The following is a 14,265-nucleotide window of genomic DNA, read 5'->3' as shown; positions in this document are numbered from 1 at the left end:
TAATCGGGACCGATAGCCACAAGGGCTCCAAGGTTTTTCCATCGCCAGGCGAAACGCATATTGATTTCTATATTGTACTGATATCCGCGGCGCTCCAATTTTTCAAGGAACGGCGGACGCCGCTTGGTTCGTGATGGTTTTAACGGGGCGTTTTGAAACGTTCGGCGGGAGTGGCGCCGAGGGCGTCGGGGGTCCAGTCGTGGCGCTGGTTGAACAGTTCGATCAGAGCGGCGGTATCCTGGTCGCGATCCAGGCCGGCGGCGGCGATGACCCGGCCATTCTTTACGTAGTAGGCAAGGAACTCCGGTTTTTCCAGATCGCCGTGGATGATGATGTCGTCCCAGTTCGCGGCGTGGCCGATGTAGTCGAGTCGTTTCATATACTGGATGGTCCAGAACACCGGGGTCGCGTCGTAGCGGGCCCCCTGCCCTGCGATGGTCCCTGCCATGTTCCCTGCCATGTTCAGGGCCGCGATCCGGCCGTGCTGCTGGGCGACCCGCCAGTGCTCGACGCGGATTGGCGGGCCGTCGCCGTGCAGCGGGAAGCGGGCGATATCGCCGGCGGCGTAGAGCCCGTCGGCGGCCCGCAGGGTGGCATCGACGGTGACGCTGCCGTCGGGGTTCAGCGGCACGCCTTGCAGATAACCGGTAACCGGTTGGACGCCGAAGCCGATCACCACGAGGTCGGCGTCGAGGCGCTGGCCGTCGGCCAGGATCACCGCCTGGACGTTGCTTTCGCCCTGCAGCGCCTGGACTTTTTGGCCCAAGCGGAACTCGACGCCCTTGCTGCGATGCAGGCCGACGAAGACGTTGCCGATCCGCTCGCCCAGCTGCTTGGCGAACGGGACGGTCTCCTGGCCGACAACGGTGACGTCGAGGCCGCGTTCGCGCAGGCTGGCGGCGACCTCCATGGCGATGAAGCTGGCCCCCAGGACGACGGCGCGCTGGCTGCATTCGGCCTGCGCCAGGATGGCCTCGGCGTCGGACCGGCGGCGCAGCAGGAAGACGTTTCCCAGGTCGGCGCCGGGCAGCTTCGGCAGGACGGGGTCAGCGCCGGTGGCGAGCAGGGCGGCGTCGTAGGTCAGACTGCTGCCGTCGGCGCAGTCGACGCGCTTTTGCGTCGCATCGAGGCGGGTGACCCGGGCAGTGCGGCGCTCGATCTGGTGCTGGCGGTAGAAGGATTGGGATTGCAGCGGCGATTTTTCGGCGTTGGGTTCGCCGGAGAGGGTATATTTGCTGAGCACGGTGCGGTCGTAGGGCACCCGGTTGTCTCGATCGAGCATGATGACGCGGCCGTTGAAGCCGGTTTCGCGCAGGGTCTGCGCGGCGAGCGCTCCGCTGGCGCCGGCACCGATGATGACGAAGCTGCGCCGGTCGGGCGGCAGGGTCGGGCTGGCGGGTTCGGCTGGGGGGATGCTGAGCAGGATGCGCTGGGCGTCGATGCGCACGTCGTAGCGTGGCAGCGGATCGACGGCGGGCGGGTCGAGCAGGGCGCCGGTGCGGATGCAGAAGGCGGCCTTGTGCCAGGGGCAGACGATGCGGCCGGCGTTGCGGATGCCCTGGTCGAGCGGGGCGCCGGCGTGCGGGCAGACGGCGCCGATGGCGTGCACTGTCTGTGCTTCGCGGATCAGCAGGATCGGGTGGTCCTCGACCTCGATGGTGCGCATGGCGCCGTCGGCCAGGTCGGTCAGGGAGGCGACGTGGTGTTCGGGCATGCGCTGGGTCCTGCCGTTCGGTGGTTCGGGCAATAGTGGTTCGGGAGATAACGGACGGCGCGTGGATACGTTGCCGGGTGCTCGGTCAGCCGGCGACCAGCTTTTGGACCAGCGCCTGGGCCACGGGGGCCGACCAGTCGGCGGCGCCCTCCAGCCTGGCGACGACCTTGCCGGCAGTGTCGATGATCACGGTGGTGGGGATGCCGCCTGCGCCGAACGCCCGGGCGAGCGCGCCCTTGGGGTCGAGCAGCACCGGCAGCGCGGTGATGTCGTGGGCGTTGTACCAGGCCTGCACCGCGGCGGCGCCGCCGCGATCGGAGGACAGCGGCAGCACGGCGATATCCTTGGGTGCCAAGGCTTCGGACAGGGTCTGCAGCGACGGCATCTCGGCGACGCAGGGGGCGCACCAGGTGGCCCACATGTTGACCACCATGCCGCGGCCCTTGAAGTCGGCCAGGCGATGGCTGGTGCCGTCCGCGCCAACGAACACCCCGTCCGGGGGATCCTGTGGCGGCGAGACCGGATCGAGGCCCTCGGACAGCGGTGGCAGGGTGGCGGCGCGTGGTTTGCGCGCCAACGCCGCGGTGGTAAGGGTGGCGGAGGCCAGCGCCAGGAAAGGCCGGCGCCGGATCGTCATCCGCTGGATCGTCCCTTGCTGAATCATCCCCTGCTGAATCATCATCGAGTTGGAACCCCCTGCGTGACCGATACCCCTGATCGCCTGCCGTCGGATCGGGTCAACGAGCCGGCCAACATGCAGTGGGGCGGCCGGTTCGCCGGCGGACCGTCGGTGATCATGCAAGACATCAACGCCTCGATCGGGTTCGACCGCAAGCTGTGGCGGCAGGATATTCGCGGCTCGCGCGCCCATGCCGCGATGCTGGCGAAGATCGGGGTGCTCAGCGCGGAAGATGAGCGTGCGATCGATGCCGGTCTACAGGCGATCGGGCGGGAACTCGAGGCTGGGCGGTTCGGCTTCGACGCCGCGCTGGAAGATATCCACATGAACATCGAGGCTCGGTTGACCGAGCGGATCGGTGAAGCGGGGAAGCGGCTGCATACCGCGCGGAGCCGGAACGACCAGGTGGCGACGGATTTGCGGCTGTGGGTGCGCGATGCGATCGACGGGCTGACCGGGCAGATTGGCGACGTGATGGCGGCGCTGGCGCGGCGGGCGGCGCAACATGCCGGCGATCCGATGCCGGGATTCACCCATCTGCAGACGGCTCAGCCGGTGACGTTCGGGCATCATTTATTGGCGTATGTGGAGATGCTGGATCGGGATCGGGGGCGGTTGGCGGATTGCCGGGTTCGGCTGAACGCCTGCCCGCTGGGGTCGGCGGCGCTGGCGGGGACGTCGTTTGCGATCGACCGGCAGATGACGGCGGCGGCGCTGGGGTTTGATCGGCCGACGGCGAACAGCCTGGATGCGGTGTCGGACCGGGATTTCGCACTGGAGTTCCTAGCGGCGGCGGCGATCGGGGCGGTGCATCTGTCGCGGCTGGCGGAGGAGATGGTGATCTGGTGCAGCGCGCCGTTCCGGTTCATCCGGTTGTCGGATGGGTTCACCACCGGGTCCTCGATCATGCCGCAGAAGCGCAATCCGGACGCGGCGGAGCTGGTGCGGGCGAAGACCGGGCGGGTGACGGGTGGGCTGGTGGCGCTGCTGACGGTGATGAAGGGGCTGCCGCTGGCCTATGCCAAGGACATGCAGGAGGACAAGGAGCCGGTGTTCGACGCCGCCGAGGCGTGGGCGCTGTCGCTGGCGGCGACGGCGGGGATGGTGCGCGACATGACGCCCGACGTTGCGCGGATGCGCTCGGCCGCAGCCGACGGGTTCGCCACCGCGACCGATCTGGCGGACTGGCTGGTGCGGGTGCCCAGGCTGGCATTCCGCGATGCGCATCATGTCACTGGGCGGCTGGTGGCGGTGGCGGAGGCGCGTGGGGTCGATCTGGCCGGGTTGTCGCTGGGCGAGATGCAGGCTGTCGAGCCGGCGATCACCGCGGCGGTGTTCTCGGTGCTGACGGTGGAGGCCTCGGTGGCGTCGCGGACCAGCCTGGGCGGCACGGCGCCGGCGAACGTGGCGGCGCAGGCGGCGCGCTGGCTGGAGGCGTTGGCATGAGGGTGGGAGGCCTGAAGGCGCGGGGCCTGAGGGCGCGAAGCCTGAAGGCGCGAAGCCTGAAGGCGCGAAGCTTGAGGGCGCGAAGCTTGAGGGCGCGAAGCTTGAGGGCGCGAAGCCTGAAGGCGGGGGCGGTGATGGCTTGGGTGGTGGCGGTTGGGCTGTTGGCGGGGTGCGGCAAAAAGGGGCCGCCCGACCCGCCCGGGCCGCCGGCTGACATCATCTATCCGAAGACCTATCCGACGCGCTGAGGTTTGGATCCGGGGAGTGCAAGGTCGGGGGTAGCAAGCCCGAGAAGCAAGTCCGGGGGGACTGGCTGGGAGAGACAGGCTGCTCGACCCGGCCGCAGAAAGGGAACGCAACATGGCAGAATCACCGACGCGCTGGGACATGCCGGGGCCGATCCGTTATCCAGACCCAAGCGTCGCCGTGCTGGACCAGCGGTTCCAGAAGATTTTCATCGCCAATACCGGCGTCCGCCGGATCGCCACCGGGTTCGACTTTACCGAGGGGCCGGTGTGGTTCGGTGACGGCCGCTATCTGCTGTTTTCCGACATTCCCAACGATCGCATCCTGCGGTGGGACGAAACCACCGGCGGGATCAGCGTGTTTCGCGACCCCTCGCACTATGCCAACGGCAATACGCGGGATCGTCAGGGGCGATTGATCACCTGCGAGCATGACACGCAGCGGCTGACGCGGACCGAGTACGACGGGTCGGTGGTGGTGCTGGCGGATCAGTGGCAAGGCAAGAAGCTGACCGGGCCGAACGATGTGGTGGTGAAGTCTGACGGCACCATCTGGTTCAGCGACAACGGCGCCGGCACGCGGGGGAATTATCTGGGGCATACCGCGCCGCAAGAGCATCCGTTCTGGGTTTATCGTTACGATCCTTACAGCGCGACACTGACCATCGCGGTGGGCGACATGGCGCGGCCGAACGGGCTTTGCTTCTCGCCGGATGAATCGCGGCTGTATGTGGTCGATACACCGAACGAGGGGGCGAAGAGCACCTTCGTCTATGACGTTGTCGATAACGGGACGCGGGTGACGGATGGGCGGGTGTTCTTCGGCGGAGTTGGCTGGGCGGACGGGATCCGTTGCGATACCGAGGGCAATGTGTGGTGCGGGTTCTCGGGCGGGGAGGGCGAGGATGGGGTGGCGGTGTTTGCCCCGGACGGCACGCTGATCGGACGGGTGCTGCTGCCGGAGCGTTGCGCCAATGTGTGTTTCGGCGGACGCAAGCGGAACCGGCTGTTCATGGCGGCGAGTCAGTCGGTTTATTCTCTGTATGTCGAGGCGCAGGGGGCGGTTGGGGGGTAATGCATGGAGCATGACTTCGGCGGAACGTTCGTCTTCCGAAGGACGCGCTGTACGTGCGAGGCGCGTCAGTCAACGACAAAACAAAGCGCTAGACCATTCCCAGCATGCACAGTCACGCTGGAAATGGTCTAGCGTCGCATAAGGGACGAACGGCGTGAGTGGGTCCGATCATCTGGGGCCACGAATGCGGGGTGGGGACAATTCTCCGCACCCCGTCTGGTCGTCAGGCGGTAGCTGCCATCGCGCGCGGGCGGCGGCGGGAAACCACGACGCCGAGGCCGGCACCGAGCAACGAGAGCGACATTGGCTCCGGCACCTTGGTCTGTTTGACTTCGACCGAAAGATCGCCGGTATTGGCGTAGCCACCCTGGCCAAAAATGCCGGCATCAAGTGTGAGGCTGATTTCGTCGCCGGTGGCGAAGTCGATGAGGAACGGATTCGGCTTGTTCCAGGTGATGGCGCCGCCCGAGCCAACTACGCCGAACACATTGAACACCAGATCAGTGGCAGCACGGCTATGGGTAACGCTTTGAGTGTCCGGCTGGGTGAAATCGAAGGTGGCTTCGATCTGGTCGTCGTAGAGACCCGCCTTGGTCGGATCCAGAGTATAAGGTCGCGACGTCGTCCTAATGGGTCGAGGTGTTCAGGCTGGTCTGCGTCAAGGTGAAGCTGCCGCTGCCGGAAAAGTTCAGCGGGTCATGGGCCGTGGTGTCGGTCAGGGTGATCGAACCGGCAAACACCGTGGCATGGGCTGGCGCGCGGCGAACGCGCCAGCGCTGAGGGCAGCGGCGGCGCACCGGGCGATGATTGGGCGCGAGGTCATGACTGGTTTCTCCATAACGAGCCGTCGGTGGCTCGTCAGAGTAACAGCAAGCCGGGTGCCAACTACGATTGCTTTATGATTTCATATCATTATGAGTCGTTATTTCAATGGTATGAACGACGTTTGTAAAGCCGACGGCATACTTATGTATTTTATATCGACGGCCCGAAAAGCCGACTCAAGGTCAGCGCGCGGGCCCAGGACCCCTGCCCCGCCGTCGGATCGTTACCGGCGAACGCGACCACCGGCGCCTACCCATCGAACCCCTGATCCCAGGGTTCGGGAAGCATCAGATAGTCGTCGCCCTGCTTCACCAGATGGGCGAAACCTGGAAAGTGAACATGCATGCCGGCGATCAACTGCCGGTCAGCGGTCACCATATCGAACGTCCGCCTGCGCGTCGCGGCAGCGGCTTGAGGGTCGGTATCGAACGCCATGGTCACCTCCGGGCGCGGCACCTGCACCTCGGGTACATGGATGATATCGCCCCAGATCAGCAGCGACTTGTCGCCGGAGGCAATCCTGTAGCCGGAGTGGCCCGGTGTGTGACCGTGCAGCGGCAGCGAGGTCACGCCGGGAAACACCTCGACCTCGCCCGAGAACGTCCGCGTTTGGTTGTGGTAGGGCGCGATCTGTTCGCGCGCGCATTGGAAATACAGCGTGCGGGCGCGGTCGTCGGCGCGGTTCATCGCGGCGTCGTCGCGCCAGTGGCGGGGCTCGTTCTCGTGCACCACCAATTCGGCGTTGGCGAAGAATTTTTCGCCGGTTTTCGGGTTGGTCAGGCCGGCGGAGTGATCCGGATGCATGTGGGTCAGGATAACGGCCTCGATATCGGCCGGGTTGACGCCGGCGGCCTTCAGGTTCTGCTGCAATTTCCCGGCGGTGGGCAGCAGATAGTCGCCTGATCCGGTCTCGATCAGCGCCAATCGCCCGGCCGAATACACCAGGTAGCAGTTCACCGAGGTGCGCCGGCCGGAACGGAATTTGTCGGCAAGCATCCGCGTCGCCTCCGCGGGGGCGATGTTCTGCATCACCTCGACCGTGCCATCGAGATAGCCGTCGGACAGCGCAGTGACGACGATGTCGCCGATGCGGCGGTGATAGACCCCGGGGATTTGCGTGCTGGGGACCTGAACCATGGCGCGTCTCCTGGTTACTGTGCTTCGGTTATTGGGCGATATAGCCACCGTCGATCACCAGTTCCGTTCCGGTGACGAAAGAGGCTTCGTCAGAGGCCAGGAACAGCACGCCGTAGGCGACCTCGATCGGTTCACCCAGCCGGCGCAGCGGAGTGGCCTCGATCTTGGAGGCGCGGCCGGCGGCGTTGGTGGCGTTCAGCATCGGCGGCATGTAGCCAGGGTGGACCGAGTTCACCCGGATGCCGGACGGCCCGTATTTGGCCGCGGCCGCCTTGGTGTAGAGCCGCACCGCGCCCTTGGACGCGGCGTAACCGGGATGGCTTTCGGGCCCGCCGACGAAGCCCATGATCGAGGAGATGTTGACGATCGAACCGCGGCCGTTCGGGATCATCGCGGCGGCGGCATGCTTGGTGCCGAGGAAGACGCTGGCGGCGTTGACCGCGAGCAGTTTGTGCCAGCCGTCCAGGCCGTCGGGGTCGCCGACCGCGCTGCCGCTGATTCCGGCGTTGTTGACCAGGATGTCGAGCCGGCCGTAAGCCGCGATCGTTTCGGTAATCAGGCTTTGCCAGTCGGTTTCAGATGTAACGTCCGTGGCGACGTAGCGGGCGCGGCCTTGGATGGCGTTGATCTCGGCGGCGACGGCTTCGCCTTGCTTTGCCAGCAGGTCGGCGATGACCACGGCGGCGCCTTGCTTGGCGAACAGGCGGGCCTCGGCTTCGCCCATGCCATGGGCGCCGCCAGTGACGATGGCGACTTTGTCCTTCAGGCGCATCGCGGATACTCCGTTTCGATGTCGGGTCAGACTGAGCAGGCAGCCATCATGGCATGCAGATCGGGCAACTGGTCCAGTCGCGCGATGGCGGCGATCAGGGTCGCGGTCTTCGCGCTGCCCAGCACCGGGTCGGCCAGGGCGGCGAATTTGGCCTCCAGGCGGCGGCCTTGCTTGGCGATGTCGGTGGCGGCTATGCCGGCGTCATGCCTGGCGGTGAACTTCGATCCGTCGCGCAGCGACAGCTCGACCTCGCTGAAGGTGTTGGGGATGCCAGTGCGCAGATCGAGCAAGACCTTGTCGCGCAAGGCCACCAGCACCGGGTCGGCGGCGACCTGGTCGGAATAGCTGGACAGCCGGCTGGTATCGACCCCCGCCAGCGCCATCGCGGTGGTCAGCCGCAGCGAGAATTTTGCCTCCAGGCCGGTGCGGGGCGCGGCAATGTTGCAGATCCGGTCACAGGATTCCTGCACACGCAGATCGATGCGCTCGACCTGTTCCGGGGCAAACCGATGCTGTTCGCGCAACTGCCTCGCCGATTCGATAGCGGCATGAGTCATGTAGCAGGCGGCGTGATACTTGAACAGGTTGGCGGCGATCCACCATCCGCCGGGGGGCGTTTCCAGGGCGAGTTGCGGGTTGAAGTCGGGGCTGTGGGTGCGGGCGAACCCTTGGGCACACTCGATCACGTCGGTGCGGCTGGAAAAGCCCCTGGCCGCCAGTTTCGCCGCCATCAATCCGTGATGGGCGGCGGTGCCGGCGTGCAGCGGCTTGCACATCGTGCCGAACATCGACTTCAGGCCGGCGGCCTGGGTGCCGGCGATGCCCAGCGCGGTGGCGAAGCGGTCGGCGTCAAGCCCTAGCAAATGGGCGCAGGCGGCCGCGGCGCCGAAACTGCCGACCGTGGCGGTGGCGTGAAAGCCCAAGCCGTCGTAGTGACCCGGCGCAATACAGCGGCCGATACGGCACTGCAGTTCATAGCCCGCCACGAACGCCGTCAGCACCTCGGCGCCCCCGGCCCCGCGCTGTTCGGCCAGCGCCAGCAGGGCGGGAAGGATCGCCACCGAGGGATGCCCCGGCATCGCCAGGTTGACATCGTCGAAATCCAGCGCGTGGGCGGCGGCGCCGTTGACGATCGCGGCCTGGGCGGCAGGCAGTCGCGCCGAATGGCCGAACACCGCGGCCTCCGGCTTGCCGCCCTGTTCGTCCATCTCGGCAAGCAGGATCGCAACCAGGTCGTCGGCGGCGCCGGCGATGCCGCAGCCAATGGTGTCGAGCACACACTGCCGCGCCCAGCACCGGATCGGTTCCGGAATATCGTCCCAGCGCAGCGATCGCGCCTGCTCACTGAGCGCTCGGGTCAGTCCCGAACCGGACTTGATGTCGCTGATCGCGTTCATGGTTTCACCGTTTCGTTGCCGATGGCTCGTTTCAACGCCCGTTGTAGACCGGTTTCCGCTTTTCGTTAAACGCCGCGATGCCCTCGCGCCGGTCCTCGGTCGGGACCAGCCGGTTATAGGCCTCGATCTCGAACATCATCCCGCCGCGCACGTCGGTGCCGGCCCCGACATCGACCGATTGCTTGATCTGGCGGGTGGAGATCGGCGCGTTGGCGGCGATGACGGACGCGGTCTCCAGCGCCTCGGCCAGTAGGGTTTCCGCCTTGCAGACGCGGTTCACCATGCCCCATTCGAACGCCTGCTGGACCGAGAACGGCCGTCCGGTCAGCAGCACCTCCTTGGCGCGGCGGCCGCCGATGGCGCGCGGCAGGGTCTGGGTGCCCCCGGCACCGGGCATGATACCCAGGGTGACCTCGGTCAGCGCGAAGCGGGCGTGTTCGGCGGCGTAGATGAAATCGGCGCCAAGCGAAATTTCCATCCCGCCAGCGTAGGCGGCGCCGTTCACCGCGGCGATGATCGGCGTCGGGCAGGCCAGCACGGCGCGGATCATGCGCTCGAAGATCAAATGCTGGTCCTGCCATTGCTGGTCGGTCATGCCGTTGCGCTGCTTCAGGTCGCCGCCGGCACAGAACGCGCGGACCCCTGCCCCGGTAATCACGATGCAGCGCTGCCGGCCGGGATCGGCGCAGAAGCCGTCGAACACCTCCAAAAGGTCCAGCCCCATCTGGGTGTTCAACGCATTGGCCACCTCGGGCCGGTTCAGCGTCACCAGGACGGTGTGGTCCTGGGGGAATTCGACAGATAAGGTATCGAAGCTTTTCATGGTTCCACAGCCTGCATGATCAAACGGATGAAGGTGTCGATGGCGCCGGGATCGGTCCAGCGCAGCACCGCGACCAGTTCCTGCCGCGGTGCCACCCAGGTCAGGTTGCCGCCGGCGCCGGAGGCGAAGAAGCTGGTGTCCGGTGCGCTTTTGTAACGCCCGCCATTGGTGTTGAGCCACCACAACAGTCCATACACCGGATTCAGCGCGCATGGCTGCAGCGATTCGCCGATCCAGCCGCGCGGCAGAATACGCCGTCCGCCCCATTCGCCGCGGCGCTGCATCAACAGCCCGATCCGGGCCTGATCCTCGGCGTGGATCAGCATGCCGCCGCCCCAATGGGTGCCCCCCGACACGCTTTCGATCGTGCGCCCGTCGATCTCGACCGAGGACGTGCTGTAGCCGTGCCACGACCAGTCCCGCGAAGCGCCGATCGGAGCCATGATGCGTTCGGCGAAAACCTCGGGCAGCGGCCGGCGAAACCGCCGCAGCAACGCCAGGCTCAACCGGTTGACGCGGACGTCGTTGTATTCCCAGTGGCTGCCGGGCGGTCCCAGCGTGCGGTGCTCGCCCTTGCGCGCCTTGCCCTCGAGGCCGATCTGGCGATGCCAGTCGATGCTGTCGGACTTGCCGAACAGCTCGCCCCGCCATTCCGAGGTGTTCTGCAGCAGATGGCGCCAGGTCACCGCGCGGTTCTGATCGCTATCGAAACCGCCATCATCGACGCTGCGGCGCACCGGATCGTCAAGATCGGCGATCAGCCCGTCCATCACCGCGATGCCGGCCAGCAGGCTCAGGTAGCTCTTGGCCGCCGAGAAGGTGAAATCGACCTGGTCGGTGTCACCCCAACTGGCGATCTTGAAGCCGCGCCGCAGCACCAGGCCGTTGGCCGGGCCGCGCGGTCGGATGGGCCCCAGCAACTGGTTGAACGGGGCTGGTTCGAAGAAGCCGCTTTCCAGATGCAGGCGCAGGTCGGTGGGCCACTGGGTCTCGTTCTCGGCGGCGAAGCGGGCGGATTCCTCCAGCCACATCCAGTTCATGCCGGCGGCATCGGCCGGCGCTTCCGGCCAGGCTTGGCCATGCGGCGGCGGCACGATCGATGGCAAGTCCATTCAGCGGCATCCTTTCGGCAACGGTGCCGACTATGGCGCCGACGACAAGACGTGCCTAGACCACCCGCGGACTTGGCCGGCGGGTCAGTCGATGTCGAGGAGACCACGCGATGAGCTTCTACCAGCGCCGTATTCTTCCGCACCTGGTGCATCTGGCGATGCGACAGGAAGCGTTGCTGCCGTTCCGCCGGCGGGTGATCGGCGCCGCCGCGGGGCGGGTGCTGGAAATCGGCATCGGGTCGGGGCTGAACCTGCCGCTGTATGGGTCGGCGACGCACTCGGTGATCGGCCTGGAGCCGTCACCCGCGTTGCTGCGTATGGCGCGTGAACGGGCCGCCGAGGCCGCCGTGACGGTGGAATTGCTGGAGGCTTCAGCCGAGGCAATTCCGCTCGCCACTGCCAGCATCGACTGCGTGGTGACCACCTGGACGCTATGCACCATCGCGGATGCCCGCGGCGCCATGGCGGAATTGCGCCGCGTGCTGAAGCCAAACGGGACATTGCTGTTCGTGGAGCACGGCCGAGCGCCGGAGCCGTCGGTGGCGCGCTGGCAGGATCGGCTTGATCCGCTGTGGCAACGGGTTGCCGGGGGCTGCCATCTCAACCGCGAGATCGAGCGGCTGATTTCCGGCGGCGGATTTCGCTTCGATAGCTTGACGACCGCGCGGCTGGCGGGGCCTCGCACCCACACTTTCCTCTACCAAGGTTGCGCTCGGCCGGCGTGATGGCCGCCGGCCCAGCAGCGCCAGTCCGCCACGGTATCGACATCGGTCAAGGTGCGAACGAAGCCGACCCGATGCCGGCGAAACCGCGTCAAGGTGTCGGCCAGCGCGTGGGGTGTGGACCAGCGGGCATTGCCGAACAGGTCCGCCGGGCGCCGCGGGCCCAGCGCGATCAGCCAGTAGCCGCCATCCGCGGCCGGCCCGAACACTGCATCGGCGCTGCCCAAGGCGCGGAACGCGGCGTGCGCGTCGCCTGCGCCGGCGTCGGGGATATCGCAGCCGATCAGCGCCACCCGCCCCCGCCCGTAGCGCCGCAGCGCTCGGCTCATGCGTGCGCCGAGGTCGCCCCGCCCCTGGTCGATGCGATCGACCCGGACCGGCAGGCGCAGCCGCACGCGGTCCGGCGTCACCGCCAGCACGACATCGAAGCGGCGGCGGGATCGCAAATCGCGCAGCAGGGCGGTCAGCGTGGCGAGGTGGAAGCGCAGCGCGGCCCGCTCGCCGATGCCGGCGGCGAGGCGACGCTTCACGGTACCCAGGCGCGGCGCCTTGGCGAACACGATGATGGTGTCCCTCATTGGTAGAGAAGCTGGATTAGCCGGGGCGGCACGCCGGCGAACCACAGCGACACGCACACCAGGTTGCGGGCGGAGCGGCGCAGGTAGCCTTGTTCCCGCCATTTGCGCGCCGAGGTCACAGCGTCGGCGGCCAGCGGCACCAGCCGGGCGCGACCCAGGCGGCGCACCAGATCGACGTCCTCCATCAGCGGCAAGGGTCGCACGCCGCCGGCGGCGCGTAGCAGGTCGCGGTGGATCAGCAGGCCCTGGTCGCCATAGGGCAGGCCGAAGAACCAGTTGCGCCAGGCAACAAGGCGCTCGAGCCGCCTGGCCTGGTGGTCCGGGGCGTCGAGGCAGAAGCGGAAGTAGCCGGCCTGGGCGGGGGCAAGCTGGGCGGCGGCGCGCCAGTCCGGGGCCAGCCTGGTGTCGGCGTGCAGCAACAGCAGCCAAGGTTGGGTGGCGGCGGCGACGCCGGCGGCGAGCTGGCTGCCGCGGCCGCGCGGGGCGGTCAGCACGACGGCGCCGGACGCGGCGGCGATGGCGACGGTGGCATCGCTGCTGGCGCCATCGACGACGATGATCTCGGGCACGCGGCCCAGCGCAGCCAAGGTCTCCGCCAGCGTCGCGGCGGCGTTCAGGGTGGGGATGATCACACAGAGGTTGGCGGCGATGGCATCGCCCGGTGGCGCGCGCGGCGGGCACCCGCCGCCGGATGCGGCGGTCAGTGCATCGGCAATGGAGTCATCAGGCCGCCCTTGGTCCATAGTGCATTCAGCCCCCGGCTCAGATGATATGGGCCGCCGGCGGTGCGCTGGAAGATTTCGCCGTAGTTGCCGGTGGCGGCGATCACCTTCGCCGCCCAGTCGTGCGCCAGTCCCAGCGCCTGGGCAGTGGCGAAATCGTGGCCCAGCAGTTGCTGGGCGCGCATGTCGCCGCGTTGGCTGGCCTCGGCGACGTTTTGCTGGGTGATCCCGAGTGCCTCGGCCTCGATCAGCGCACTGACCGTCCAGTCCACGATCAGTGCGAAAGTTGCATCACCGTAGCGAAACGCCGGCACCATCGGGCTGAGCGCGAAATGCTCCGGCAGGAAGACGAAGTCGGAGGCGCGGGCATGGAAGTCAGCGCGCGACTGTGCCAGCCGGGACTCCATCGCGGTGGCGGCGATGCAGCGGTGAACCGCGACCGCGGCATCCATCTCGCCCTGTTCGGAATGGGTCATCAGCGCATAGGGGATGGCGCGCGCGGTCATCTCGTCGCGCAGCGTGCGCTCCGGCGGGGTCATGTCCAATGCGCAGATCAGCTTGTCGCGCAGGCCGGCGAGATCGGTGATCCCGCTGCTCTTGGGCACCATGATGCGCTGCGAATCGTAGAACACCGTGGGGCCGAAGCCGACGCCGTACTGCAAAGCGGTCGACGCCGCGGGCGAGATGCCGACCGCAAGCTGGACCGCGTCCGATTTCAGTGCGTTCAGAGCCTCGGGTTCGGCCGGAAAGGCCTCGATCTTGACATCGTCGGGGGTGCCCAGGATGGCGGTGCCGACGGCTCGGCAGATTTCGCCGCCCAGCGCCGAGAGGTTGCCGTGGATGTCCTGGCCGTTCCAGTCGTCAGCCTCCTGGATGGTGCCGCAGGTCATATGGTGGGCGGCGCGTACCGAGGCCAGCGTCTGGGCGCCGGCGCTATTGCAGAAAGCGAGCACAAGGAGAACGCCTGTCAGCAGCCGAATCATAAGTTGGGTCCTGGTGATGCGAGGAAGGGACGCAA

At 67.2% G+C, this 14,265-nt stretch carries 16 protein-coding genes; 4 read left to right on the top strand and 12 right to left on the bottom strand.

Translation table 11 applies throughout. The annotated features are described in order from the left end of the window. Positions 1-139 precede the first annotated feature (139 nt). Both ACQY4Y_RS20195 and ACQY4Y_RS20190 read right to left on the bottom strand, forming a co-directional pair. Positions 140-1,714, bottom strand: a complete 1,575-nt coding sequence (locus ACQY4Y_RS20195; RefSeq protein WP_428492379.1) for an FAD-dependent oxidoreductase — start codon at positions 1,712-1,714, stop codon at positions 140-142. 85 nt (positions 1,715-1,799) lie between these two features. After that, positions 1,800-2,396 carry a TlpA family protein disulfide reductase gene (locus tag ACQY4Y_RS20190; protein WP_428492378.1) on the bottom strand — a complete coding sequence of 199 codons (597 nt, stop codon included), beginning with the start codon at positions 2,394-2,396 and terminating at the stop codon, positions 1,800-1,802. A 72-nt stretch (positions 2,397-2,468) separates the two neighbouring features. Here ACQY4Y_RS20190 and argH point away from each other — a divergent pair, with 72 nt between their 5' ends. The 3 genes from argH (at position 2,469) to ACQY4Y_RS20175 (ending at position 5,159) form a co-directional block, all read left to right on the top strand. Beyond that, positions 2,469-3,839 (top strand): argininosuccinate lyase, encoded by a 1,371-nt coding sequence (gene argH, locus ACQY4Y_RS20185; RefSeq protein WP_428493684.1) that lies wholly within the window; start codon positions 2,469-2,471, stop codon positions 3,837-3,839. Positions 3,840-3,940: 101 nt separating this feature from the next. Continuing rightward, entirely contained in the window at positions 3,941-4,087 is a 147-nt protein-coding gene (gene lptM / locus ACQY4Y_RS20180) for an LPS translocon maturation chaperone LptM (protein WP_428492377.1), read from the top strand. Positions 4,088-4,199: 112 nt separating this feature from the next. After that, complete coding sequence (locus ACQY4Y_RS20175) at positions 4,200-5,159, top strand: SMP-30/gluconolactonase/LRE family protein (protein ID WP_428492376.1); 960 nt, start codon at positions 4,200-4,202, stop codon at positions 5,157-5,159. A 223-nt stretch (positions 5,160-5,382) separates the two neighbouring features. Here ACQY4Y_RS20175 and ACQY4Y_RS20170 read toward each other — a convergent pair whose 3' ends face one another. From ACQY4Y_RS20170 to ACQY4Y_RS20140, 7 genes are all read right to left on the bottom strand, one after another. After that, entirely contained in the window at positions 5,383-5,655 is a 273-nt protein-coding gene (locus ACQY4Y_RS20170; protein ID WP_428492375.1) for a PEP-CTERM sorting domain-containing protein, read from the bottom strand. A 130-nt stretch (positions 5,656-5,785) separates the two neighbouring features. Then, positions 5,786-5,956: a hypothetical protein gene (locus ACQY4Y_RS20165; RefSeq protein ID WP_428492374.1), complete on the bottom strand. Its 171-nt coding sequence runs from the start codon at positions 5,954-5,956 to the stop codon at positions 5,786-5,788. Between the two features lie 277 nt (positions 5,957-6,233). Further along, positions 6,234-7,121 (bottom strand): MBL fold metallo-hydrolase, encoded by an 888-nt coding sequence (locus tag ACQY4Y_RS20160; RefSeq protein WP_428492373.1) that lies wholly within the window; start codon positions 7,119-7,121, stop codon positions 6,234-6,236. 28 nt (positions 7,122-7,149) lie between these two features. Further along, a complete protein-coding gene (locus ACQY4Y_RS20155; protein WP_428492372.1) occupies positions 7,150-7,893 on the bottom strand; it encodes an SDR family NAD(P)-dependent oxidoreductase in 744 nt (247 codons plus the stop codon). 26 nt (positions 7,894-7,919) lie between these two features. Next, positions 7,920-9,290: an MmgE/PrpD family protein gene (locus tag ACQY4Y_RS20150; RefSeq protein WP_428492371.1), complete on the bottom strand. Its 1,371-nt coding sequence runs from the start codon at positions 9,288-9,290 to the stop codon at positions 7,920-7,922. 31 nt (positions 9,291-9,321) lie between these two features. After that, complete coding sequence (locus ACQY4Y_RS20145) at positions 9,322-10,113, bottom strand: enoyl-CoA hydratase/isomerase family protein (RefSeq protein WP_428492370.1); 792 nt, start codon at positions 10,111-10,113, stop codon at positions 9,322-9,324. Next, on the bottom strand, positions 10,110-11,225 hold the full coding sequence (locus tag ACQY4Y_RS20140; RefSeq protein ID WP_428492369.1) for a serine hydrolase domain-containing protein: 1,116 nt from the start codon (positions 11,223-11,225) through the stop codon (positions 10,110-10,112). The genes ACQY4Y_RS20145 and ACQY4Y_RS20140 overlap by 4 nt, the downstream gene beginning before the upstream one ends. A gap of 110 nt (positions 11,226-11,335) precedes the next feature. Here ACQY4Y_RS20140 and ACQY4Y_RS20135 point away from each other — a divergent pair, with 110 nt between their 5' ends. Then, on the top strand, positions 11,336-11,950 hold the full coding sequence (locus ACQY4Y_RS20135) for a class I SAM-dependent methyltransferase (protein ID WP_428492368.1): 615 nt from the start codon (positions 11,336-11,338) through the stop codon (positions 11,948-11,950). On the opposite strand, the gene ACQY4Y_RS20130 is transcribed toward ACQY4Y_RS20135, so the two are convergent. The 3 genes from ACQY4Y_RS20130 to ACQY4Y_RS20120 are packed head-to-tail and all read right to left on the bottom strand — an operon-like array spanning position 11,923 to position 14,230. After that, a complete protein-coding gene (locus ACQY4Y_RS20130; protein ID WP_428492367.1) occupies positions 11,923-12,525 on the bottom strand; it encodes a TIGR04282 family arsenosugar biosynthesis glycosyltransferase in 603 nt (200 codons plus the stop codon). The two genes, ACQY4Y_RS20135 and ACQY4Y_RS20130, sit on opposite strands and share 28 nt — an antisense overlap. Next, positions 12,522-13,268: a TIGR04283 family arsenosugar biosynthesis glycosyltransferase gene (locus tag ACQY4Y_RS20125; protein ID WP_428492366.1), complete on the bottom strand. Its 747-nt coding sequence runs from the start codon at positions 13,266-13,268 to the stop codon at positions 12,522-12,524. Before ACQY4Y_RS20125 ends, ACQY4Y_RS20130 begins: the two co-directional genes overlap by 4 nt. Further along, positions 13,226-14,230: a hypothetical protein gene (locus ACQY4Y_RS20120; protein ID WP_428492365.1), complete on the bottom strand. Its 1,005-nt coding sequence runs from the start codon at positions 14,228-14,230 to the stop codon at positions 13,226-13,228. The genes ACQY4Y_RS20125 and ACQY4Y_RS20120 overlap by 43 nt, the downstream gene beginning before the upstream one ends. Positions 14,231-14,265: the final 35 nt, after the last annotated feature.

It is taken from the genome of Rhodopila sp. (assembly GCF_965277165.1).
In the GTDB taxonomy this organism is placed as follows: domain Bacteria; phylum Pseudomonadota; class Alphaproteobacteria; order Acetobacterales; family Acetobacteraceae; genus Rhodopila.
Note: the sequence above shows the minus strand (reverse complement) of the source record. Positions and strands in the feature narration are given on the sequence as shown.